Genomic DNA, 23,726 nt, shown 5'->3' with positions numbered 1-23,726 from the left:
TAGGATTTATAATTAAAATTCATTTATAAATAAGTCAAAATTTCCTGTTGCAGCTACTTTCAATAAGTACGACTGCCACACATTATTATTGACAATATCTCGATCGATTTCAGCTCGGTTCAGCGTGTAAATGGTTTGCGTTAAATCGGTTAGATCGGTTAAACCATTTTTATATAATGCCGATTTCTGAATGTAAGCTCTTTGTGCGGCATCAACCTGAATCGGCGCTTCGGCATAATTCTCCAAAGTGATTCTGATTTTATCTTCGGCGAAAGCCAGTTGAGACTTCAATTCTCTATCAGCTTGATTGTATTCTTCCTGCAGAGCTTGAGATACAAATTTCTGAGCGCTTACCTGTTTGCTTGAACGGAAAGGTGTGGTTAAATTCCACGTAATTCCAACTCCAACTAAATAGTTCGTGCGGTCTGGATTTACGCCATCCCAATAATTTCTCGTAAAGGCGTTTTGATTGGTGGCATAAGAAGAATCAAATCCTGAGGCTCTGGTTTGCAAAACTCCAAAAGCGCTCATCGTTGGATAATAAAATCTCTTATACAATTTAACCTGCTGATTGCTGTAATCGATTTTGGTTTTATAGAATTGTAACAATGGGTGAAGGCTATCTGTTGCCGTTTCTTTGGTCACCAATTCTTTCGGAATCTGTGTTACAAATAAGGTGTCTGTAACGAAATCCTGTGGTGCAACGCCCATTAAATCGACTAATTTGTTGTTTTGTTCTTTAACAAAGTTTCTAGCTAAGTTTAAAGCAATTTTAGCTTTAGAAACTTCGGCTGTAGCCAAGGTAGAATCGACTCCGGCCAATAAGCCGTTTTTAACTCTTGCAACAGCTGTCTTTTTGAAAACTTCTGCACGAGAAAGGTTTTTTTCTTGCGAAATCAACAATCTTTGGCTCGCCAATAAATTCAAATAAGCAGCTGAGATTTTGATTTCCTGCTGGAATTTTTCCTGTGCTAAATCTTTTTCTTTAGCCTGAACATCAATTTTAGATAAATTGATTTTTTCCTGTGTTTTTCCAAAAGTGAAAAAATCCCAGTTCATATTGACTAAATAAAGCGCACCAAATGCCGAATTCCAGTTTTGTTCTGGCAACGGAAGTCCTGATGAAGCAACTCCTAAACCTCCAAATCCGTAAAGCGGTCCGTTTTGTCCGTTTACGGTTCCGTAATCCTGCTGAGCCGATAAATTTAAGTTAGGCAGATAATCGCGTCGAGATTGTTTTAGAGTTTCTTTTGATGCATTGGCGTAATTGTTTTTTGCTCGGATAGAACCGTAGTTTTCAAGTCCTATCTTTATGGCTTCTTTTAAAGACAGGGTTTGAGCGTAGCCGGCTGAGGCAAAAATCAATAAAAATAATAAGGTAATTTTTTTGAAATACATAAACTCAAGTGTGATATAAATATGTTTTTGATACAACAAATTTATTTCTCTTGTACTGATAAAAGTCAGGTTAAGTGATGTACTGCACTAGTAAATGACGAATTGAATTGGTCATTTTTTGAAAAAATTAATTAAATATTTGTTCGTACTTTGTAAACTATTTCACAATTAAGAATGAACAAAAAAATTGATAACATATTGGATAACAGATGGTGGCAGGAGGTTGCCGTTGTCCTTTTTTCATTTACAATTTATACCCTAAAAAATGACTGGATGCTCTTTAGTTCCTTCGTTTCTATTTTGATGGGGATATTTTTTTATTGCATTTTATACATGCATGCGCAGTTTAACCGCTTTTTTTTACTTCCAATTTTATTCAAAGCCAATAAACCTTTCACTTATATTATCCTGACGCTTTTTGGTGTTTTTGTATTCTCGGTCATTTTGTATGAAATTACCATGCTGGATATGTTTGCCAAATGTCATTTGTACCAAAATTCGCATCAGAGAAGTTATGTGTACCAATTGGCGAGTGTTTTAGGAACTTTGGTCTGCATTCTCAGTCCGATTATTGTATTTAAGTTTTATCGTATTCACAGGAAACAAACCGATGCGGCTTTATTGTTCAATCAAATGCAATTAAATTCATTGAAAGGACAATTAAATCCGCATTTTTTGTTTAATACTTTTAATACACTTTACGGCATTAGCCTTCAGTTTCCAGACAGAACACCCGATTTAATTATGAAGGTTTCGCAGTTAATGCGCTATCAATTGGAAAGCAATAGCAAACAATGTGTATCTTTAGAAGACGAATTGGAGTTTATAAACAGCTATGTTCAGCTTGAAAAAGAACGTGTTGGCTATAGATGTGATATTACTTTTGAAAATAAAGTAGATAACGAATACACCTATAAAATTTCTCCGATGCTTCTAATTGCATTTATTGAAAATGCTTTTAAACACGGAACCTGCGCTATTGAAAAGTGTTTTGTGACAATTGCAATTTCTGTAGAAAACGGATTGCTGCATCTTCATGTTGCCAATTCAATTCCGAAGAAAAATGATGTGGTTTCTACCAAAATTGGTTTAAAAAATACTATTGAACGTCTGAATTTAATTTATGGAAAAGACTATAAATTAGATATAAAAGACGATAAACAGACTTATATTGTAGATTTGGAAATACAGCTTAAAAAGTTTGTAGGATGAAAGAAACGAAAAGATGTATTATTGTAGACGATGAACCTGCTGCGCATTATGTTCTGGCTAATTATATCAAACAGAATCCGCAGTTAGAATTGGTTTTTCAAGGATACAACGGCATTGAAGCGATGAATTATCTCAGAGAGAATCCAGTCGATTTAATGTTTTTGGATATCAATATGCCTGAGATTTCTGGAATGGAACTGCTTAAAATTCTTCCGACACATCCTAAAACCATTTTGACTACAGCGTATTCTGAATTTGCTCTAGAAAGCTACGATTACGGTGTAATTGATTATTTGCTGAAGCCCATTTATTTTCCAAGATTTCTAAAAGCAATTGACCGATTTTTTGCAACCGAAAGTGTAAAACAAAAGGCAGAAGAAACGGTAAATTCGGTTAGTGTAAAAGTAGATGGTTATTTGATGGATATTGAATTAGACCAGCTTTTATATGCTCAAAGTTTTGGCAATTATGTAAAACTTCACACGACAAAAAGAACGTATCTGGCTTCGATAACTACAACAGAATTTGAGAAATGCCTTCCAGAAAAGAGTTTTATGCGTATTCACAAATCTTATATCGTGGCGTTGGATAAAATCGATGCAACCGAAAAAGATTTTGTAGTTATTAAAAACGAAAGGATTCCAATCGGAATTACGTACAAAAGAGAGTTGACCGATAGACTAAAAAAGCTCGAATTGTAATTGCAACCATTGATTTTAGAGCGATTTTAGTGCTTAAAAAAAATGTTAAAATCTTCATGTTATCTTAATAAAAAAGTAGTACTTTTAATACGTTATTAAAGTTTAATTTTAAAAAATGAAACTATGAAAAACGTGTTTTTATCTTTTACTTTTTTATGCAGTAGTTTTTTAATAGCTCAAGAGGGAACCAATATGAAAAAAGTAATTACACCGCCAGAAAAGGTTCGATTTGCTTTTGAGAGAGAATATCCCGGAAAAGTGCCGGTCTGGTCTGAAGAATATGTGGGAGATGATGCAGACGAAATTCGATTTGAAGCAAGATACAATGTAAACGATACCACAAAAGCAGTAGCGATTTACGATAATCTGGGAAACATGAAAGCATATGAGCTGCAGATTCCGTTTAAACAGCTTCCGATAAAAGCACAGTCTTATCTAAAAAAGAATTATAAAGCAAAAGCCATTAAAGAAATTGCAATGGTGGTAGACGATAAGAAAAAAACAACCTACGAAGTAGGAGTAACAAAAGACACTAAATTTTATGATATAGTTTTTGACGCAGAAGGAGATTTTGAAGTCTCTGTCGAAAAGAACTAAAAACGCTTACTAATTCAAATATTATTTGAAATGACAAACCCGATGAGTTTTTAATGCTTATCGGGTTTTGTTTTTTTAGTTATTTTGTTTCATGTTTCAGGTTTTAAGTTTAAGCGCAAAGAGCGCTAAGGTTTACGCAAGGTTCGCAAAGTTTTTTACATATAGCTTTGCGAACTTTGCGTTTGTATAACATAAAGCTTAGAAAAAACCTTGCGCTCTTTGCGGTTAAAACACACAAAGAATAATCAACCTGAAACTTGGAATTTGGAATTTCAACTTTAGATTTTTGAAATTTTTACAACATCATTCCACCAGAAGCTTCGATTCTTTGAGCGTTTATCCAGCGAGCATCTTCAGTGCATAAAAAGGCAACCACACCGCCGATATCATCAGGAAGACCAACTCTTCCTAAAGCGGTTACAGAAGCAATCTGCTGATTCATTTGTTCATTATCGCGAACAACTCCTCCGCCAAAATCAGTTTCAATAGCGCCTGGCGCCACGATATTGGCTCTAATTTTTCTTGCACCCAACTCTTTTGCCTGATATTTTGTCAAAGTTTCCATTGCGCCTTTCATAGAAGCATAAGCTGCATAACCTGGGAAAGAGAATCTTGCCAAACCAGTTGAAATATTTATAATTCCGCCACCGTCATTCATTACATTAAGTCCTTTTTGAGTCAAGAAAAACGGACCTTTAAATTGAATATTAGTCAATTGATCAAATTCAGCTTCAGTTGTTCCAATGAACGAATTATGAATTCCGATTCCAGCATTATTAACTAAAAAGTCAAATTTGTCTGTTTTAAAAGTGTCTTTCAAAACTGTTTTTACATTTTCGAAAAAAGAATCAAAAGTTCCTGATTCTGCAACGTTCAATTGTAATGCAGCCGCTTTTTGACCTAAATTTTCAATTTCCAAAACTACAGCGTCAGCTTCTTCTTTTTTGCTGTTGTAGGTAATAATTACGTCAAGTCCTTTTTTTGCAATCGCAATTGCCATATTTTTTCCTAAACCTCTGCTACCGCCTGTAACTAGAGCTATTTTTGTGTTTACTGCCATTTTTTTAAATTATGAGTTATGAGTTATGAATTATGAATTATGAATTATGAATTATGAATTATGAATTATGAATTATGATTTAGTAATTATGAGTTGAAAAAGAAAATGACATTTATAACTCATAATTCCTAACTCATAATTAAGAATGCATTGCATTAAAATGATTTTTCAACTCTTCTGCACTTGCATTTAATCTCGTTTCGCTTGTGCCGAAAGTGAGTTCTTGTTTTCCTTCTTTCAATTGTTCGAAAATAGCTTCGATAAAACTGCTTACGCTCGGATGTGCATCGTGCAAACCTATTCCACCTAAATCTGTGTTTAAGGCTGGCGGGATAATTTCGACTACTTCAATATTTTTTTCTTTTAATAAATGACGAAGCGAAAGTGTAAATGATCTGAAAAATGCTTTTGTAGCTGAATAAACCGGGACTTTTGCAAAAGGAGAAAATGCCAGTCCAGAAGTTACATTCATCACTGTTTTTAAAGAAGGCAACTTAATAAATAACGAAGTTAAATGCAGTGGAGCTTCTATGTTTGTGGCAAGCTCACTTTTCATGTTGTGGTAGAAGTCAGCATCCGTTATGTTCATCCAGTTTTGAATACCAGCATTATTGACTAAAACATTTAAGTCCGGATGATTTGCTGCAATCCATTGATAAAGCGCAATGCGTTCTTCTTCTAAAGACAAGTCACATACTTTAGCAATAATCGACGGAAATTTAGCTTTTACTTCTTCTAGAAGAGAAGCTCTTCTTCCGCAGATAATTACGGTATTGTTTTCTTGAATAAATCGTTCGGCAAGTCCAAGTCCGATACCGCTTGCACCGCCAGTTATTAAAATTTTGTTGTCTGATAAATTCATCTTTTCGTTCTTTTAATTTGATAAGACAAAGGTAGGAGCGAAGTAGATTTAAGGAGTTGTAAATATCAAACCGATGTTTGCGAAATTCAAATCAGGATAGTGAAATTCCAATTTTTAAAATTCCAAATTCCAAAATCTCAGTTTATGTCTTCCTGAGCGAAGTCGAAGGACAGGCTCCGTAAAACATACTGTATGGATTTTGCATGCGATCCTTCGACTTCGCTCAGGAGGACAAGCTTTGAGATAACTATTGGCAACAATCTAAAATCTGCAATCTAAAATCTAAAATATCTAACTCCTAAAAGCAATCGGCGTAAAGGACGTTTGTTTTTTAAAGAAATTAGAAAAATGCGCTAATTCTTCAAAACCAAGTGAATAGGCAATTTCAGAAATATTCCAATCGGTTTGTTTTAAAAGAATTTTGGCTTCGTTTGTTAATCGGTTACTGATTAATTCTGTTGTGGTTTTTCCGGTGCTTTCCTTTAAAACTTTATTTAAATGATTGACATGAACAGATAATCGCTCTGCAAAATCTTTTGCTGTTCTCAATTCTAATCTTTGATTTGGAGATTCTATCGGGAATTGTCTTTCTAACAATTCAGCAAATAAAGATGAAACTCTTGCTGCCGAATTGTGTTTGGAATATAACGCGGTAATAGGCTGTAGTTTTTGTCCGAAGTGAATTAACTCTGCAACATAATTTCGAATTAAATCGTATTTGAAGATATAATCAGAGTTGATTTCTTTTTGTATTTTATTGAAAATCAATTCTACTTCTGAAACTTCTTCGTCTGAAAGCTGAAAAATAGGATAACCAGCGGAGGCAAAAATCGGAAGTTCGTCTAGATCGATTCCGCTTTTGCTTTTAGATAAAAACTCGCTTGTAAAAACACAAAAATGACCGCCTTGATTCGTGTCTTGCGGTAAATAGTTATACGGAATTTTTGGTGTTGCAAATAACAATCCCTGTTTTTCTATTTCGATAACTTTATCTGCGTATTCGGCTCTATTATGGCCTTTTATCAAACTTATTTTGTAGTAGGCTCTTCTGTCATAAGGCATTCCAGGCTTTCCTTTCATGCGTTCGAGAAGTTCTTTTATATCAAAGACATTAAAGTGTCCGATTTCTTTCTGGATGTCGTTTGGCAATAATGAAGTAGGATCAACTGTAGAACCTTCGGTAATATCGTGGTAAAATGAATCTAGGGATTTCATATTGTGATGAATTGCGAAATTCAAATATACGAAAAAATAAGCTTTGTGAGTTTAACCGCAAAGGGTGCAAGTTTTTTTTGATTTAGACAGTCTATAAAAACGCAAAGTTCGCAAAGGTTTGTGTAAAATATTTGCGAACCTCGCGAAAAAACTTTGCGCTCTTTGCGGTTAAAACAAACTCCCCTGTACGAACTCTGGCTTAGGATTGCTTCCGAAAGGAAAAGCATCAATTACAAAAAACTGTTTTACTTTGGGATCGAATTCCCTTAAAACAATTTCATTGCATTCAAATTCAAGATCAATTGTGGTAAAAAGCTCAGAAGCTATTTTAAGGTTTTCGGGTGTTAATCTTCTTCCGATTGACAAGTGCGGATTATCACTTTTTTTGAGTTTTAAAAACTTAAAGGCTTCATGAATCTTTTTCATGATAGGCACTAGATTATTTTTTGAATCTTCGGTTACACCTATAAAAAAAGCGCCGCTATTTTGGAAAGCATCAAAATGATTTAATGATACGGGGAAAGGGAAAAAAGTATCTGAAATTTTAGAAAGCTTTTGTTTAATTGAATCGAACTCAGATTCGTCGATTGTAAATTCACAAATCGTAATATGAGCTTCAGAATTGCAGCTGTTGTACCAATCAATTTTGCTTCTTAAAAAATCTTTCAGCTTTTTAACGGGTTCAACTAAATCTTTTGAATAAAATACAACCGAATATGTTTTTTCCATTTTTAGGATTTTGAATTACACAAATTTAAAATTTAAATTGTGCTGTCAATGCGGCGTAAAAATAATCTTTTCCAGACCCCACTTCTTTTAAAAAGCTGCCCGCATTAAACCAACCCGTTTCTAGTGTAAATCCTAAATGATTATTCATGTCGTAGTTTACATTCGAAATTAATTGCGAACCAATAAAACGTTCCGTTGTGTTTTTTCCGGAATATAAAAGCTGCATGTTAGGGGCGTATATACCGTCACTTAAGGTTTGTCTCCAGAAAATATCGTAATCAATTCCAAGTGTCCATTTTTCCGATAAACTAAAATTAATTGAAGGATGAACATCTATTAAATTAGAAGGGCCAATTAAGGCAACTAATCCAAAATAAGCGCCTCTTGGATATAACGGATTAAAAGTTTGTAAGTGAGCATCTCCCGAACTTTTATCGCCAGAAATGATTTCTGTTTTCAATCCGATTTCAGGCGTATATTTTATGTTTTCGAAGGTATAACAGGCAAAAGATGAAAGTGTCCAGCCTGAAATTGTCTTTTGATTGATGTTTCCAAATTGGTAAACGCCTTCAAAATCGTATTTCCATGTTCCTTTATTTTTCCAGATTCGGGTTCCAATAGATTGTCTGTTTTCTTCACCAATGGCATCATCAAAAACAGATCGGCTTTTCCATAAACCTAAATAATACAGATCGATGTTCTGAATGAAAGGCACTTTGTGAATTACAGTATAACTTCCCCAAAATTTAGCGTTTTCATTAAAACTATCATTAAAAGTTCCTTGTTTATTGGCAATAGGATGCGTGAAAAATGCGTCTGATTGCCAGTTGTTTTTTTTATAAAATAGTTTTACTGCATCAAAAGCAAGTCGACTGTTTGGACCTTCACGCACTGCAATTAAACGCTGTGAACCGTACATCATTTCTTGTCTTCCAGAACGCAGTGTTAATTGCTCATTTTCTTCTTTAATAAAATCAATATCGAGAAAAGCCTGATGAATGTCTAGCTGATTTTCGTCAACTGGACTGGGATCTGTTTTGCCATTTGCTAAACTGCTTTGCAATTCAAAAAAGGTTCTGAAAACTCCTAATTGAACATTTGCATGAAACAGATATCGGGAAAGTAAATAGCCATCGTCATCAGCTTCGTCTCCCCATTTATTATTGACGGTATAAGTGTACTGAAGCCTTGCTTCACCGCCAATTGAGGCATAATATTTATCGTTTTTTCCTAACGGAATATATTTGATTCTCTCGTATAAAGTTTTGGTCGAATCTGCTTTTAGATAAGTGAAATCATCCTCATATCGCAGCCTTTGGAAAACTGGTTTTTGTTGTGCATTTGCAGAAAAAATGATTCCCAAAAGCAACAATAAGAAGAATGTGTTTTTCATTTGAATTAGTTTTTTTGATAACCTCCAAAGTAATTTACTGGACTCCAGTCTGGAATTGCTTTTGGTTTTTCGTTGGCAAAGGTTCTAAAGTCATTATCAGCGTAAACTACTTTTCCGTTTACTACTGTAAGTTTTGATTCGATATTTAAGATTTTTTCTTCAGAAGTCGAGAAGTAATCATCAGAAAGAATAGCGAAATCGGCCAATTTTCCAGATGCCAGCATTCCTCGGTCTTTTTCAATATTGATTAATTGGGCGCTTCCGTACGTGAATAGTTTTAAAGCAGTGTTTCTGTCAACAATATTTTCATCATTCATATATTTTAAGCCACCTAAAGTTTTTCCTGTTGTGAGCCAATATAAACCAACCCAAGGATTGTAGCTTGCTACGCGTGTTCCGTCAGTTCCCATTCCGACTTTAATTCCTAGCTCGAACATTTTCTTTAATGGAACTGTGTTTGAAGCAGCTTTTTTTCCATATCTTTTAATGAAACTTTCTCCTTGATACGCCATCCTATGCTGGATTGCGATTCCGCCATTTAAAGCTTTAATTCGTTTTAAATTTTCTGTAGATACCGTTTCAGCATGATCAAAGAACCATAAAAGTCCGTTTAAAGGTGTTTCTTTGTTGATGTCTTCTATTACGTTTAAAAATCTAGTGATGCTTTCATTATAAGTAGCGTGAATTCTGAAAGGCCATCTATTTTTCACTAATAAAGATAACACTTCTTTTAATTGTCCTTCCATCGCTGGACTTAATTCCGGTCTTGGTTTGTCAAAGTTTTCAAAATCTCCTGCGCTCATTACCAAATTTTCTCCAGCACCCTGAACGTGATATTCTACTTTATCCGAATGATGATCATCATCACAGCCTTCGCCAATTTCAACGGTTTGCATCCATTTGGTGTAATCGTTTAATTCTGTACCTGCTTTTTGCGCAAACAAATAATAAGGCATTCTAACAGTTAAATCGCTGTCTTTGCATAAACCATTGGTTACACCATAATCATCAGGAAAATTTTGAAATCCGCCTCCAGCATCCATAATTGCAGTTACGCCAAGACGATTCATTTCGGTCATAAATTGTTTAGTCGAATTGAATTTTTCTTCTTGCGTCAATTCGGGAAGTTTGGCAAGAGTCGAATATAGAATGAAAGCATTTGGTTCTGCCACCAATAATCCTGTTGGATTTCCGTTTGGATCTTTTTCAATCAATCCTGCATTTGGATTTGGCGTGTTGGAATCAATTTTCAAAGCTTCTAAACCTGCTTTGTTCAAATAAGCATGTCCATATAAATGAAGAATAAATGTTGGAACCTCGCCCGTTGCGTCATTGATTTCTGCTAAAGTTGGAAGTCTTTTTTCTTCAAATTGATAAGCATTCCACCCGCCAACAACACGCACCCATTGTCCTTTTGGCGTTCTCTGTGCCTGTTCTTTCAACATAGCTAAAGCTCTTTTTAGAGAACGAACACCGTCCCAACGCAATTCTGTATTGTAGAACCTTCCGCCTCGGATAATATGCATATGAGAATCGAATATGCCAGGAATAATCGTTCTTCCTTTGGCATCGATTATTGTTGTTTTTTTGTCTTTTAATTTTAAGATTTCACTGCTTTTGCCCGTTTTTAGGATTTTTCCATCTGCAACAGCCATAGCTTCAACAACTGTATTTTTATTGTCCAGAGTATGAATTATGGCATTATGAACAATGAGTGTAGCTTTTTTATTTTGCCCAAAAACAGGGAGGGAAATGATTAAAAGAAAAGCTATTAGTTTGAAAGAGAGTTTCATGATTGTGGTATTTTTGGTTTGGTAGATTTAATTAAAATTGAGAATTAAAAATTATAGGTTAAGTGAAATATCTTTAAAAAAGAGATTCAAACTTTTAGTTTTTCACGCAGGTTTAGCGGATCTAGAAGATTTTTTTAATTTTTAATTCTCAATTTTTTAATTTCTGAAATTATTAGTGTTTCAACATTTCGTGTGCATATTGAACACCTACACCATAAGCTCCGCCGTATTTTTTAACTAAATCGGTTACAGGTACATAAGTTTCCTGACGAGCCCAGTCACGCTGTAATTCTAATAAATATTGCAATGAGGTTATAGGATGTGCACCAGCCTGAACCATACGAGTTACAGCCATTTCATGAGCTTCTTTAGAAACGTCACCGCTTGCATCTGTAATTACATAAACATCATATCCTTCGTTGATAGCTGATAAAACTGGTCCAACAATACAAACACTTGTCCATAAACCGCCAAATACGATTTTCTTTTTACCAGTTGCAATGATTGCTTTGCGTGCAGGAGCGTCTTCCCAAGTATTCATTGTGGTACGGTCAATATAGTTTGAAGTTTTTTGTGGGTAGAATTCTTCAATTTCTCTAAAAACAGGTCCGCTAAAAGATTTTTCGGCAACAGTTGTAACGATAGTCGGTACTTTGAATATTTTTGAAGCCCCAGCTACTAGAGCAGTGTTGTTGCGCAATTGGTCGATTGGAATGTTGCTTACTGCAAATGCCATTTGGCTTTCGTAATCTATTAAAACTAGACTGTGATTTGTAGGGTCTAAAAGTGACGGACTTGGTTTTTGAGCGAATCCGATAAATGTTACTAAAGACAAAACTGCTGTAAGGATTAATTTTTTCATGATAATTTGATTTTGTTGTTAAATAAAGGTTTTAAATATTTTGTATTTGATTTTCAGTGTCTTGCATTCAAAATAAATGCCTTGTTTGTAATGTATTGATTTTAAAAGGTTTTTCAGAAAAGGCAATAGTGATCCTAGCGATATATCGTTATTAAAAATTGGATATTCGTTAAATGATATTCGTTAAGCTTTTAATGAATTTTTAAAAGAGAAAAATAGGGTACCTAAATTTTTCCTTTTAGATGCAATCGATGAAGGATTTCGGACTTTAATAATCCGCTTCCGCCACCAAAATGTTCAATTACTTCTACGTCTGGCTGTTGTTGTAAGCAAAATAAAGTAAATTCTTTTTCGACATGGTCTTCGATTCCGGAGCTCAATAGCACAACGTCGATTTTGTGATTCTGAAAATAGTCCTGAGCTTCTATTTCGTTGCTAAATGCGACTGCATTCCAGTCTTCATAAGCATTTACAAGGCGAAGTAAAATGGCCAGAATCGCTTCGTTTTTTCCAAGTAATAAGAATTCAAGTGTTTTCATTTTCTTTTTAGTTTCTGAGGTTCTGAGGTACTAAGATTCTAAGTTTTTTTATTTTAGAACTTCAGTTTCACAGACCTTGTGATTTTACTTTACAAATTTATTGCTTTCATTATTGCTTCAACTTAATCTAGAACAAGAAAAGATTTTTTTTAAGTTTCTAAGATGCTAAGATGTTCAGATACTAAGTTTTCTTCTTGTTTTTGATTTCAGTTTTTGACAGAACTTGTAATTTATATTGCAAATGTATTAGTTCCCATTTTGCTTCAACTTAATCTAGAATAAGAAAAGATTTTTTTAAGTTTCCAAGATGCTAAGATGCTCAGATACTGAATTTTCTTCTTGTTTTTGATTTCAGTTTTTGACAGAACTTGTAATTTATATTGCAAATGTATTAGTTCCCATTTTGCTTCAACTTAATCTAGAATAAGAAAGATTTTTTTAAGTTTCTAAGACACTAAGATGCTCAGATACTGAGTTTTCTTCTTGTTTTTGATTTCAGTTTTTGACAGAACTTGTAATTTATATTGCAAATGTATTAGTTGCCATTTTGCTTCAACTTAATCTAGAATAAGAAAAGATTTTTTTTAAGTTCTAAGATGCTCAGATACTAAGTTTTCTTGTTTTCGATTTCAGTTTTTAATAGAACTTGTAATTTATATTGCAAATGTATGCGATGAAGACAAAGAGAGCTCTTAATCTAGAATAAGAAATATAATTTTAGAGGCCATCTAGTTTAGAAACTAGTATTTTATTTGACAAATTTACGTTAAATAGAATTTTGTCAATGTTTTGCGGTACAGTAACTTAAGCTTTTAAGTTAAAGTTAAGAATGTTAATTTTTTCACACAATGAGGAAAACCGTAAGGTTATCTATTTTGCGAATTTTAATTTTGGTTTGTAGAAATTTGAAAACGGTGATGGCCTTTACCTTTTTGGGAATCATTTAATTTCTATAAAAAACTGTTTTTGGAGAAACGTTTTTACATTGAAATTTTGACATATTCATTTGATCGTGGGTATTTGTATATAAGTTTGCAATATACATTAATGTCTAATTTTTTTAGGGTTTTAAGATTAAGTCGACGGACGTAATTTTAAGACCCTTTTTTTTACCACAATAATGAAAAGCCAATTAGCCAAAATTGAATACTATCGGTATTGATTTTGAACTTTTGAGGCGAGAAACCGTAATAGCTTTTAAATGCTGCCGAAAAATGCGAAACGTCTTTGTAGCCGCATTTATAGGCCGCTTCGCTTACCGTAGCGGTTTTGCTTTGAAACAATTCTTTAGCATGTTCCATTCTCAATTTTATGATATAGCTTTTGACAGTTGTTCCAAAACAAGCTTTAAAACCTTTTTTGAGCTTGAATTCGTTTAACGAAATAAGTCTCGAAAGTTCAGGTAGAGTAGGTGTATTTCTATAATCGTTTTCTAATATTTCTTTGGCTACCAAAAGTTTGCCGTATTCTTCTTGGTTTATATTTTCGGTTTGCAAAGGTTTAAGAGTTAGAGCCTCAATTTGATGAATAAGAAGTTCCTTGATTTTACTTTCGATATAAATTCTTTTTAATAAGCCTTCGCGAGAACAGTTTTTTATTTCGGATGTTACCCACTGAATTGCAGGTGTAAAAGGAAGGTATTTTGAGGTTAAATAAGTAGATTGTTTATTGAGTATTTTTTTTGAGAATTTCTCATGAAGCTGCCAATCTTCATTAATTATATTATAATAAAATTCTTTGGAAAGAATAATAGACATGTAATTGATGTTTGTGAGGGCTGGTATTGTAAAGAAACCTTTAAAATTATTGGTATAAAAAATATTATGCGTGTTTTTTTTAGAATACTTTTCACTTTCCAATTGATCAATATGAGTTTCAACATTACTGCTATAAATAAAATTCATCACAACCGATTCTTCATCGATTTCAAACATTACGGTTCTAGGAGTTGAATAATACATCTGAGTATCAAGGAGAACTAATCCTTCGGTGATGAGATGACGGCTTATAATTTTTTCAGAATTTCCATTTTGAATGTTGATGTTTTCTTCTTTTAAAATACTTTTTGGATAATAGTTATCTCCAATTTGAATTTTAATGATTGGCGTTTCTGACGTTAAAAGTGTGGCTTTGATTTTCAAAATATAATCCGTTTTTACAAAATAATAATCCGTTTTTCCCTATCTTTTTTCAAGACGTTGATGGTATTTTTGCAGCAAAGTTATTTATAATTAGTCTAATTAAATATATGTCGACTCAAAAATTTTTATTTGCCACTTTATTTTTTCTAACTACGTTCTTATCATTTTCCCAGCAAAATCAAGATTTTACGGTAACTGGCAAGGTGGTCGAAAATTCTGGAGAAACAATACCGTTTGCAACAGTCATTATCGAAAAAACTGGCTTGAGTGTTATTTCGGATGAAAACGGAAATTATATTTTAAAAAATGTACCATCAGGAAAACATACACTGAAAATCTCTGCAATGGGATTTGCGGTTCAGAAAAAACAAATTGAAGTCTCAGGTAATTTAGAGGTTTCAATTACAATGGACAGCCAATTGCAAGAGTTAGAAAGTGTAACAGTTCTAGGAAGATCGCAAACTGACAAGGTAAATAAACAAGCTTACAGTGTAACAGCTATTGATGCTAAAAAACTTCATAATTCAACTCTAGATTTATCGCATGCTTTAGACCGTGTTTCTGGTGTTCGCAACCGTGAAGCGGGCGGAGTGGGTTCAAGATCAGAACTTTCTATTAACGGATTCTCAGGAAATCAGATTAAGGTTTTTATTGACGGAGTTCCGATGGATAATTTTGGTTCTTCTTTTCAAATGAATAACATTCCGATCAATCTAGCCGATCGTGTAGAAGTGTACAAAGGCGTTGTGCCAATTTGGCTTGGCGGAGATGCTTTGGGAGGAGCGATAAACATTGTTACGAACAGCAAACCAAGAACTTTTGTAGATGCTTCGTATTCTTTCGGATCTTTTAATACGCATCGTTCAAGCATCAACGCTGGTTATACTGCTAAGAGTGGTTTTACTACAGAAATTAATGCCTTTCAGAACTACTCTGATAATGATTATTGGGTAAATGTTGATGTGGCCGATTTAAATACGGGAGCTTATTTTCCGAATCAGAGAGTGCGACGTTTTCATGATAAATACCGCAACGAAACAGTGATTTTAAATGTCGGAATAACTGGGAAAAAATATGCCGATAAATTGATGATTGGTTTTACGGGAGGGGAAAATAAAGCCGATATACAAACAGGTGCCAGAATGGTTAGCGTGTTCGGACAGATTTATAGAAAAGGAAGCATTGTGATGCCAACTTTAAAATATCAGGTTAAAGATTTATTTACTAAAGGACTGAATGTTAATGTAACGGGGAATTACAATTTTGGTTACGAACAGAATATCGATACCGTTTTTAGAAGATACAATTGGTTTGGCGATTACAAACAGTATGAAGGGGCTGGGGGAGAAAGAAGCCGTACGCTTCGTAAGTTCTATAACAACAATGGTATTGCAACGGCCAATGCAACTTATTCACTTAACGAGAGACATTCTTTTATGGTCAATAACACGTTTAATACGTTCGATCGTAAAGAAAGTGACGAGTTGGTTCCAGAATCTTTGGTTTATAAACAGCCTAAAAAAACACAAAAAAATGTTTTAGGATTGGGGTATAAATTAGATTATAATGATAAATGGAGCACTTCTGTATTCTTAAAAGATTATTCATTAAAAACTACCTATTCAAGAAGTTATAATCCGTCTGGAAACGCTGGAGATATTGCCTATCAGAAATATGTAGACCATACTTCTACAACGGGTTACGGTGCAGCTACGAGTTATTACTGGAGACGTAATCTGCAGATAAAGGCTTCTTATGAAAAGACTTATAGATTGCCAACTCCAGAGGAAATATTTGGTAATGTAAATGATAATTTAGAAGGAAACCTTTCCTTAAAACCAGAATCAAGCAACAACTATAATTTAGGAGCGAGTTATCAGACTAGTTTCCGCGAAAAAAATGCTTTATCATTTGATGTGAATCTTTTGCATAGAAATGCAGTCGATTTTATTCGTCCGACATTGAATAATAATCAGACGATGACTACCAATGTCAATCAGGGAAAAGTGACCAATTATGGTATCGATGGTGAGATTAGATACTCGTATGGAAGTCGTTTTACGGCTGGTTTCAACGCAACGTACCAGAATATTAGGAACAAAACAATGTACGAGCCAAATCAAAATTATGTGTCTCCTTTTTATAATGACCGAATTCCAAACATGCCATACCTTTTTGGAAATGCAGATGCGACAGTGTTCTTTAATAATGTTTGGAAAAAAGGAAATAATCTGTCTGTTGGCTATAATCTGCTTTATGTCCATACGTATTATTTGTCTTGGCCAAGTATGGGAAGTAAGGACAGTAAACTAGAAATTCCGCAGCAGTTCAGCCACGATTTAAATGCTGTTTATACCATGGCAAATGGGAAATACAATATTGCTTTTGAATGCAAAAACTTTCTTGACAACAAGCTTTATGACAATTTCTCATTACAAAAACCTAGCAGAGCTTTTTACATCAAGTTGAGATATTATTTCAGCAAATCAAATAATTAAATTTTTAATACAAACACCATAATACAATGAAAAAAAGTACAACATTAGCTTTATTATCAGCTGTTTTAGCCTTTACAGCTTTTTCTTGCAGCAGTGATTCAGATAAATCAGGAGGAGAAACTGGCGGCGGAACTGATACAGGAAAAACGAAATATATTATTACTGCAACAACTGGAGCAGCGGGAATTGCAGATTATTTATTAACTGCAGATGATGTGTCTACAGGTTCTATTACCACCACAGGAAACGGATTGGAGCAGGATGGAACATATCGTTATTACATTACAGCGCAAAATAACTTCTTTAGTTTGCTTTACGGACAAGGAAATCCAGGAGCTGTAACAACTTATAATTTAAACGGTGAAGGAAAATTGGTTAAAAAATCTGATTTCCAAGCAGAAACAGTACACGTATTTGCTGCTGTAAACAAAGATATTTTGACGATTAAAGTTCCAAGGAGCGGTGCCTCTATCGCTTCTATGTACAAAATCGACGCTGAAAAATCGCTTATTACTGGCGAAGCACAGCAAGACACTAAAAAATTGGCCGGAAACGGAGAAAGAGCTTTCTTTACTTGGGCGACTCAGGTGGGAGATAAAGTCTATATGCCTTACATGAGTATCAAAGGAGACGGAGTAGACAATTTTGGTACTGCAAATCCAGATAGTACATGGGTTGCAGTTTACAATTACCCAGAATTGAAATTAGAAAAAGTAATCAAAGATAACCGTACCAGTTATTTAGGGGCTTATTTCACAAACGGATTATTCCAAGACGAAAATGGAGATGCCTACGGTTTCTCTGGAGCAATTGCTACTAGCAACGCTGTGATGACTTCTACAAAACCTTCTGCGATTGTGAGAATCAAAAAAGGAACTACAGAATTTGACAAATCTTATTTCTTTAACGTTCAGGAAAAATCTGGTGGATATAAAATTTCTTCTACTACTTATATTTCGAAAGGTAAATTCTTATTGTTAATGTATGGAAATGTGGGTAAAAACAATGGTGCAGTTAAAATGGCAATCGCAGACGTTTACAACCAAACATTTACATGGGTAACTAATGCGCCTGCAACATTGACTTCTGTAACTAGCCGTTATAATATTACTTCAGAAGACGGAAATTCTGCAATTGTAGGTATCAATACTCCTGACGGAAACTGGATTTACTCAATCAACGGTACAACAGCCGTTGCGACAAAAGGTATGAAAGTTGAAGGCGGACAAATTACTGCAATCCAAAAATTAAAATACTAATATTTTTTTACCGTAAGTGCTTTTTTATGAGTACTTGCGGTTTTTTTATTTATCCTATTTATCTATCCAATTATGTTTTCTTCTTCAAAACCAAATAATAAGAAAAAAAGTAAAAAGTCGCTTTTTAAGCGTATTATGGCTTGGCTGCATTTGTGGCTTGGTCTAGCATCTGGAATCATTGTGGTCATTGTCAGTCTTACAGGCTGTATTTATGTTTTTGAAAATGAAATAAAAGATTGTATTGAAGACTGGCGTTTTGTAAAACCTCAGAAAGAAGCATTTTTACTGCCTTCGCAATTAGTCTCGATTGCTGATAAAAAAATGAAAGACAAAAAAGCAACCAGCGTGACTTTTGGCGGAAAAGATGAAGCGGCTATTGTTGGTTATTTTGTGGAGAAAAAAGAAGAGAGTGAAAAGGGAGATCGTAATGAGAAAGGAGAGCATAAAAAAGCAAGAAAAGATGTTGCTAATAATCAAAATGCAAAAGGAAAATCAGAATTAAAAGCTCAGTCCAACGAAAAAGAAAAAGGAAAAGGAAAGGGCGAAAAGCGTAAAGGCGGAAGAAGGCAAGGAACTTTTATAAGTGTTTACATGAATCCGTATACGGGAGATATATTACATGTAAAAACTTTTACTAGAGGAGAATCGCCAGATTTTTTCAGATGGATTTTAAACGGACATCGTGCTTTATGGCTTCCTTATGATATTGGGAGACCCATTGTCGGAGTCGCAGTTTTAATCTTTGTTGTTTTGCTGATCTCAGGTATTGTTTTATGGTGGCCCACAAAATGGATTAAGTCCATTATTGATAAAAGTTTTAAAATTAAATGGGATGCCAGCTTTAAACGTGTCAATTATGACATGCACAATGTATTTGGTTTTTACAGCTGCATTTTTCTGTTTTTTATTGCCGTAACAGGCTTAGTTTGGAGTTTCGGATGGTGGAGCAAATCTTTATATTGGGTAACATCTGGAGGAAAACCTTTGGTTGAGAATCGTGAATCTCCAAAATCTGATATCACCCACGTAACAGCATTTAATATTACAACAGCCGATAAAGTTTTAATGAATCTAAAAAAAGAAAATCCTCAGGCAGCCGGAATTATGATCAGTATTCCTGCGAAACCTGCAGATCCGATTGGTGCTTTTGTTTATAAACAGAGACATACCTTTTATAATATGGACCGATATAGTTTTGATCAGCAGACTTTGAAAGAAATTTCGATTAAAACCCCTTTTTCAGGAAAATATATTGAAGCCAATATTCCAGACAAAATCAGACGTATGAATTATGACATTCACGTAGGAAGTGTTCTTGGACTTACAGGGAAAATTATTGCATTTTTGGCTAGTTTGATTTCTGCCAGTTTGCCTATTACAGGATTTATTATCTGGTGGGGAAAACAGAAATTTGGCAAAAAGAAACCTGCTGCAAAATCAAAAGTGGCAACTAAAGCAATTTCCGTTCCTAAAGTGAAAAATACAACAGAACAAGAAGTTGCTGTTTAAACATATTAAAATTAGTTTTTTAATTCCTTTTTGTTTTTTTTTGATAAAAGGCAAAACTTTTAAAAGTTTTGCCTTTATTTTTTTAATTATATCCGTTTGATTTAAGCCATTCTTCGCAATCTCTAGTCCAAAATTTACTAGTATCAGCAACTCCCAATCCAAATCCGTGGCCACCTTTTTCATATACATGCATCTCAGCTGAAACGCCATTTTTCTTTAATGCCAAATAATAATTAATACTGTTTTCTGGAATTACGACTGTATCATCTGTAGCATGAATTAAGAAAGTGGGCGGGGTTTTAGAAGTGACTTTCTTTTCGTTCGAAAAAGAATCTATTAACTCTTTTGAAGGATTATTTCCAAGCAAATTGGTTTGAGAGCCTTTATGCGTGATTTCGTTTTCCATTGAGATTACAGGATAAATCAAAAGAGAAAAATCAGGACGCGCACTTACTTTGTATGCCGATTCATACACCTTATTATCATAATGAGTTGAAGCAGTCGAAGCCAAATGACCTCCCGCGGAAAAACCTAAAATTCCAATTTTGTTGGGATCAATATTCCATTTTGCTGCATTTTGTCTCACGTAACGAATAGCCTCCTGAGCATCTTGCAGTGGTCCAACACTTTTATTTTTCATAGTGAGATCGGTTGGCATTCTATATTTCAAAACAAAAGCGGCAATACCAATACTATTGAACCATTCTGCCACTTTTGTTCCTTCTTTTTCAAATGCTAAATGCGTGTAACCGCCTCCCGGGCAAATTACCACAGCAGTTTGATTTGGCTTTACTTCTTTCGGAATAAAAATACTCAAAGTGGGTACAGAAACTTGGCTTGTGCTCTGCAATTTTCCGTCTTTTAAGATTTCTTTTTCTTTGTAATCGGTTGCTTTTATTTCATCAGGGATTTTGTTCCAAAGCGGTATAGTCTGATTTTGGGCCCTTATAGAAAATAATCCAGAAAAAAGGAGAAAACTCAAGGTAATTGTTCTTAAAGATTGTGTTTTGGTGTGTTTCACTTTAAATTGTAATTATTTGTTTTGTAAATATTTATGTTTTTGTATTTGAAAATGCAACCGATAAACAGAAGAATTTAAAAATACATAAAATTGGTTTGCTTAAAGTTGGCTTTTGGGACAATTTTACCCCAACAAAAGTATAAATTTCACCTATTGGCTTTTAACAAATATATTGTTTAATGTGTAATTTTGTATTCCTTTTTTTATATAATATGTTTATTTTAACGAACTAAATTATTTTTTTACACAATATTATTTGGATTGTACAGATTAAAAACTATATTTGTGCAATCGATTACATTGTTTTTCTTTGAAGGTGTTAATTTATTGATTATGCTATTTTTGGAAAGCAGTAAATATAGTCTTTTAAGATTGCCAAAAATTATAAAACTATAATACCCACTTACTATGAATCAAACCGAAACCGTTGCAGTAAATCAGAGTCTCAAAACCACAGGGAAATACCGTTGGAGTATTTGTGCATTATTATTTTTTGCAACTACAATTAATTATTTGGACAGACAAGTACTTTCTTTAACCTGGAGTGATTTTATTGCGCCAGAGTTTCACTGGACCAATAACGATTATGGAAATATCACTGCTTTATTTTCTATTTTCTATGCAGTTTCATTATTATTTGCAGGCAGATTTGTAGATTGGTTAGATACTAAAAAAGGATTTCTTTGGGCAATTGGAATTTGGTCTGTTGGAGCTTGTCTTCACGCTTTCTGCGGAATTGCAACTTCAGGAATTATTGCGGGAGAATGGTTTGTGAGTTTTCATGGTTCAAAAGAGATAATCAGTACAATAAGCGATACAGCGTTGGTAATCAATGTAAGTGTGGCTTTATTTATTTTTGCGCGTTTCGTTTTAGCAGTTGGAGAAGCAGGAAATTTCCCTGCAGCAATTAAAACAACTGCAGAATATTTTCCTAAAAAAGACAGAGCCTTTGCAACCAGTATTTTTAATGCAGGTGCTACAGTAGGAGCTTTGGCGGCTCCGGTTACAATTCCTTTTATTGCAAAATACTTCGGTTGGGAAATGTCATTTATCATTATTGGAGCTTTGGGATTTGTATGGATGGGATTCTGGATGTTTATGTACGATAAACCAGAAAGACATTCGAAAGTTACACCAGAAGAATTGGCTTATATTCAGCAAGATGATATTGAAGACAGTAAAATCGGTTTTAAACCAGAAGCTGGAGGTAAAGTGTCTTTAGCAGATTGTTTTAAATACAAACAAACTTGGGCTTTTGCATTTGGTAAATTTATGACAGACGGTGTGTGGTGGTTTTTCTTATTCTGGACTCCAGCGTATTTAAGTTCGGTTTACGGAATGGATTCAACAGAAGCGGCATTGCCATTGTTTGTGCTGTATATGATTACCTTATTGTCTATTATTGGAGGATGGCTGCCGACTTATTTCGTAGAGAAAAAAGGAATGAATCCGTATGAAGGAAGAATGAGAGCGATGTTAATTTTTGCTTTTTTCCCATTGTTAGCTTTAATAGCGCAGCCATTAGGATATATTAGTTACTGGGTTCCAGTAATCATCATCGGAATTGCAGGTGCAGCGCACCAATCTTGGTCGGCAAACATCTTTACAACAGTAGGAGATATGTTTCCTAAAAAAGCAATTGCAACTATTACAGGAATCGGAGGTTTAGCAGGTGGAGTTGGTTCAACTATAATTAATAAGGGATCAGGTGTTTTGTTTGATTTTACCCAGCGAAACTGGAGCTTGGTAGACGGGCAATCTTTATTAGCAAAATATCCACAATTTTTAAATCCAGAAACTGAGAAAGCATTTTTAAAAGAGAGAGGTGTTGCGAATTTAGCCGAGTTTTTGAAATTATTATCAAAATCTGGGGAGACGGTTGTTGATGGTATAAACTCTGGATATATGATTATTTTCTCTATTTGTGCCGTTTGCTACTTAACAGGTTGGATTGTTATGAAAACTTTGGTTCCTAAATATAGTCCAATAACTGATTTATAAAGAGAAGCACACAAAATTGAAATATTTTTTTCATTTCAATTATGGTTATTCCATTTAAAAAATTAATTTTGTGCAATCGATTACATTATTTAAATTATGACAAAATATAGTTCAAGATACGCGTCAAGCCCAGAAGCTGTAAAAAAATATGATACGCAGCAATTGAGAGAAGAATTCTTAATTGATGATTTAATGCAGGAAGATGAAGTGGTTTTGGTTTATTCGCATTATGACAGATACATTGCAGGTTCTGCAGTTCCGGTAAAAGGAGATTTAGTTTTAGAAACAATCGATCCTTTAAAAGCGCCATATTTTTTGGAGCGTAGAGAATTAGGAATTATCAATGTTGGCGGAAGCGGTTCTGTGGTAGTAGAAGGAACAACTTATGAGTTAGGTTTTAAAGATGCTCTATACATCGGAGCAGGAAATAAAGAAGTAGTTTTTAAAAGCGATGACAAAAACAATCCTGCGAAGTTCTATTTAAACTCTGCACCAGCGCACACTAGTTATCCAACCAAAAAAGTAAGCTTAGCTGAAGCTAATAAATTGCAGTTGGGAACAATGGAAACGGCAAATCACCGTACCGTAAACCAAATGATTATTGGAAGCGTGGTAACAACTTGCCAATTGCAGATGGGAATGACAGAATTGAAACCAGGAAGTGTTTGGAATACCATGCCAGCTCACGTACATGATCGTAGAATGGAAGTGTATTTCTATTTGGATATTCCACAAGATCAGGCAGTTTGTCACTTTATGGGACAACCGCAGGAAACACGACATATTTGGATGAACAATCATCAGGCAGTAATTTCTCCGCCTTGGTCTATTCACTCAGGTTCTGGTACTAGCAACTATACATTTATCTGGGGAATGGCCGGTGAAAACTTAGATTACGGAGATATGGATGTTTGTAAAATCACTGATTTAAGATAA

19 protein-coding genes are annotated in these 23,726 nt (G+C 34.3%); 8 read left to right on the top strand and 11 right to left on the bottom strand.

Annotated elements, in window-relative coordinates; genetic code table 11:
- Positions 1 to 12 precede the first annotated feature (12 nt).
- Entirely contained in the window at positions 13 to 1,398 is a 1,386-nt protein-coding gene (locus tag GR162_RS17670) for a TolC family protein (protein ID WP_160783198.1), read from the bottom strand.
- Between the two features lie 174 nt (positions 1,399 to 1,572).
- Between GR162_RS17670 and GR162_RS17665 the strand changes: the two genes are divergently transcribed.
- From GR162_RS17665 to GR162_RS17655, 3 genes are all read left to right on the top strand, one after another.
- Complete coding sequence (locus GR162_RS17665; RefSeq protein WP_160783197.1) at positions 1,573 to 2,610, top strand: sensor histidine kinase; 1,038 nt, start codon at positions 1,573 to 1,575, stop codon at positions 2,608 to 2,610.
- Positions 2,607 to 3,311 (top strand): LytTR family DNA-binding domain-containing protein, encoded by a 705-nt coding sequence (locus GR162_RS17660; protein WP_091135279.1) that lies wholly within the window; start codon positions 2,607 to 2,609, stop codon positions 3,309 to 3,311. The genes GR162_RS17665 and GR162_RS17660 overlap by 4 nt, the downstream gene beginning before the upstream one ends.
- Positions 3,312 to 3,434: 123 nt before the next feature.
- Positions 3,435 to 3,908 carry a hypothetical protein gene (locus GR162_RS17655; RefSeq protein ID WP_160783196.1) on the top strand — a complete coding sequence of 158 codons (474 nt, stop codon included), beginning with the start codon at positions 3,435 to 3,437 and terminating at the stop codon, positions 3,906 to 3,908.
- A 295-nt stretch (positions 3,909 to 4,203) separates the two neighbouring features.
- Here the strand turns inward: GR162_RS17655 and GR162_RS17650 are convergent, their stop codons facing one another.
- The 9 genes from GR162_RS17650 to GR162_RS17610 all read right to left on the bottom strand — a co-directional run bounded on the left by GR162_RS17650 (position 4,204) and on the right by GR162_RS17610 (position 14,502).
- Complete coding sequence (locus GR162_RS17650) at positions 4,204 to 4,968, bottom strand: SDR family oxidoreductase (protein ID WP_160783195.1); 765 nt, start codon at positions 4,966 to 4,968, stop codon at positions 4,204 to 4,206.
- A gap of 139 nt (positions 4,969 to 5,107) precedes the next feature.
- Positions 5,108 to 5,830: an SDR family oxidoreductase gene (locus GR162_RS17645; RefSeq protein ID WP_160783194.1), complete on the bottom strand. Its 723-nt coding sequence runs from the start codon at positions 5,828 to 5,830 to the stop codon at positions 5,108 to 5,110.
- 291 nt (positions 5,831 to 6,121) lie between these two features.
- Positions 6,122 to 7,045 carry an AraC family transcriptional regulator gene (locus GR162_RS17640; protein WP_160783193.1) on the bottom strand — a complete coding sequence of 308 codons (924 nt, stop codon included), beginning with the start codon at positions 7,043 to 7,045 and terminating at the stop codon, positions 6,122 to 6,124.
- 168 nt (positions 7,046 to 7,213) lie between these two features.
- On the bottom strand, positions 7,214 to 7,774 hold the full coding sequence (locus GR162_RS17635; RefSeq protein ID WP_008467693.1) for a 2'-5' RNA ligase family protein: 561 nt from the start codon (positions 7,772 to 7,774) through the stop codon (positions 7,214 to 7,216).
- A 25-nt stretch (positions 7,775 to 7,799) separates the two neighbouring features.
- Positions 7,800 to 9,167, bottom strand: coding sequence for an alginate export family protein (locus tag GR162_RS17630; protein ID WP_160783192.1), 1,368 nt, complete (start codon positions 9,165 to 9,167; stop codon positions 7,800 to 7,802).
- 5 nt (positions 9,168 to 9,172) lie between these two features.
- The gene (locus tag GR162_RS17625) at positions 9,173 to 10,960 is read right to left on the bottom strand and encodes an amidohydrolase (RefSeq protein WP_160783191.1); all 1,788 of its coding nucleotides are present in this window, start codon (positions 10,958 to 10,960) and stop codon (positions 9,173 to 9,175) included.
- A gap of 172 nt (positions 10,961 to 11,132) precedes the next feature.
- Complete coding sequence (locus GR162_RS17620; RefSeq protein ID WP_008467690.1) at positions 11,133 to 11,822, bottom strand: hydrolase; 690 nt, start codon at positions 11,820 to 11,822, stop codon at positions 11,133 to 11,135.
- Positions 11,823 to 12,046: 224 nt separating this feature from the next.
- Positions 12,047 to 12,361, bottom strand: a complete 315-nt coding sequence (locus GR162_RS17615) for a hypothetical protein (RefSeq protein ID WP_008467688.1) — start codon at positions 12,359 to 12,361, stop codon at positions 12,047 to 12,049.
- Positions 12,362 to 13,470: 1,109 nt separating this feature from the next.
- The gene (locus tag GR162_RS17610; RefSeq protein ID WP_160783190.1) at positions 13,471 to 14,502 is read right to left on the bottom strand and encodes an AraC family transcriptional regulator; all 1,032 of its coding nucleotides are present in this window, start codon (positions 14,500 to 14,502) and stop codon (positions 13,471 to 13,473) included.
- A gap of 107 nt (positions 14,503 to 14,609) precedes the next feature.
- On the opposite strand from GR162_RS17610, the gene GR162_RS17605 reads away from it, so the two are divergent.
- The 3 genes from GR162_RS17605 (at position 14,610) to GR162_RS17595 (ending at position 19,768) form a co-directional block, all read left to right on the top strand.
- Entirely contained in the window at positions 14,610 to 17,000 is a 2,391-nt protein-coding gene (locus GR162_RS17605; protein WP_160783189.1) for a TonB-dependent receptor, read from the top strand.
- 26 nt (positions 17,001 to 17,026) lie between these two features.
- Positions 17,027 to 18,259, top strand: coding sequence for a DUF4374 domain-containing protein (locus GR162_RS17600; protein ID WP_160783188.1), 1,233 nt, complete (start codon positions 17,027 to 17,029; stop codon positions 18,257 to 18,259).
- Positions 18,260 to 18,331: 72 nt separating this feature from the next.
- Positions 18,332 to 19,768, top strand: a complete 1,437-nt coding sequence (locus GR162_RS17595; RefSeq protein WP_202393963.1) for a PepSY domain-containing protein — start codon at positions 18,332 to 18,334, stop codon at positions 19,766 to 19,768.
- 82 nt (positions 19,769 to 19,850) lie between these two features.
- On the opposite strand, the gene GR162_RS17590 is transcribed toward GR162_RS17595, so the two are convergent.
- Entirely contained in the window at positions 19,851 to 20,789 is a 939-nt protein-coding gene (locus GR162_RS17590; RefSeq protein ID WP_160783187.1) for an alpha/beta hydrolase, read from the bottom strand.
- 408 nt (positions 20,790 to 21,197) lie between these two features.
- Between GR162_RS17590 and GR162_RS17585 the strand changes: the two genes are divergently transcribed.
- Both GR162_RS17585 and kduI read left to right on the top strand, forming a co-directional pair.
- Positions 21,198 to 22,790 (top strand): MFS transporter, encoded by a 1,593-nt coding sequence (locus GR162_RS17585; RefSeq protein WP_066034231.1) that lies wholly within the window; start codon positions 21,198 to 21,200, stop codon positions 22,788 to 22,790.
- A 96-nt stretch (positions 22,791 to 22,886) separates the two neighbouring features.
- Positions 22,887 to 23,726, top strand: a complete 840-nt coding sequence (kduI, locus tag GR162_RS17580) for a 5-dehydro-4-deoxy-D-glucuronate isomerase (protein ID WP_119791757.1) — start codon at positions 22,887 to 22,889, stop codon at positions 23,724 to 23,726.

This window comes from Flavobacterium sp. HBTb2-11-1, from assembly GCF_009826975.1.
Lineage (GTDB): Bacteria > Bacteroidota > Bacteroidia > Flavobacteriales > Flavobacteriaceae > Flavobacterium.
This window is presented reverse-complemented; position numbering and strand designations above follow the sequence as displayed.

Excerpts from the sequence above, each read along its gene's own strand:
- GR162_RS17670 (WP_160783198.1), bottom strand. The coding sequence starts at position 1,398 with ATGTATTTCAAAAAAATTACCTTATTATTTTTATTGATTTTTGCCTCA.
- GR162_RS17665 (WP_160783197.1), top strand. The coding sequence starts at position 1,573 with ATGAACAAAAAAATTGATAACATATTGGATAACAGATGGTGGCAGGAG.
- GR162_RS17660 (WP_091135279.1), top strand. The coding sequence starts at position 2,607 with ATGAAAGAAACGAAAAGATGTATTATTGTAGACGATGAACCTGCTGCG.
- GR162_RS17655 (WP_160783196.1), top strand. The coding sequence starts at position 3,435 with ATGAAAAACGTGTTTTTATCTTTTACTTTTTTATGCAGTAGTTTTTTA.
- GR162_RS17650 (WP_160783195.1), bottom strand. The coding sequence starts at position 4,968 with ATGGCAGTAAACACAAAAATAGCTCTAGTTACAGGCGGTAGCAGAGGT.
- GR162_RS17645 (WP_160783194.1), bottom strand. The coding sequence starts at position 5,830 with ATGAATTTATCAGACAACAAAATTTTAATAACTGGCGGTGCAAGCGGT.
- GR162_RS17640 (WP_160783193.1), bottom strand. The coding sequence starts at position 7,045 with ATGAAATCCCTAGATTCATTTTACCACGATATTACCGAAGGTTCTACA.
- GR162_RS17635 (WP_008467693.1), bottom strand. The coding sequence starts at position 7,774 with ATGGAAAAAACATATTCGGTTGTATTTTATTCAAAAGATTTAGTTGAA.
- GR162_RS17630 (WP_160783192.1), bottom strand. The coding sequence starts at position 9,167 with ATGAAAAACACATTCTTCTTATTGTTGCTTTTGGGAATCATTTTTTCT.
- GR162_RS17625 (WP_160783191.1), bottom strand. The coding sequence starts at position 10,960 with ATGAAACTCTCTTTCAAACTAATAGCTTTTCTTTTAATCATTTCCCTC.
- GR162_RS17620 (WP_008467690.1), bottom strand. The coding sequence starts at position 11,822 with ATGAAAAAATTAATCCTTACAGCAGTTTTGTCTTTAGTAACATTTATC.
- GR162_RS17615 (WP_008467688.1), bottom strand. The coding sequence starts at position 12,361 with ATGAAAACACTTGAATTCTTATTACTTGGAAAAAACGAAGCGATTCTG.
- GR162_RS17605 (WP_160783189.1), top strand. The coding sequence starts at position 14,610 with ATGTCGACTCAAAAATTTTTATTTGCCACTTTATTTTTTCTAACTACG.
- GR162_RS17600 (WP_160783188.1), top strand. The coding sequence starts at position 17,027 with ATGAAAAAAAGTACAACATTAGCTTTATTATCAGCTGTTTTAGCCTTT.
- GR162_RS17595 (WP_202393963.1), top strand. The coding sequence starts at position 18,332 with ATGTTTTCTTCTTCAAAACCAAATAATAAGAAAAAAAGTAAAAAGTCG.
- GR162_RS17585 (WP_066034231.1), top strand. The coding sequence starts at position 21,198 with ATGAATCAAACCGAAACCGTTGCAGTAAATCAGAGTCTCAAAACCACA.
- kduI (WP_119791757.1), top strand. The coding sequence starts at position 22,887 with ATGACAAAATATAGTTCAAGATACGCGTCAAGCCCAGAAGCTGTAAAA.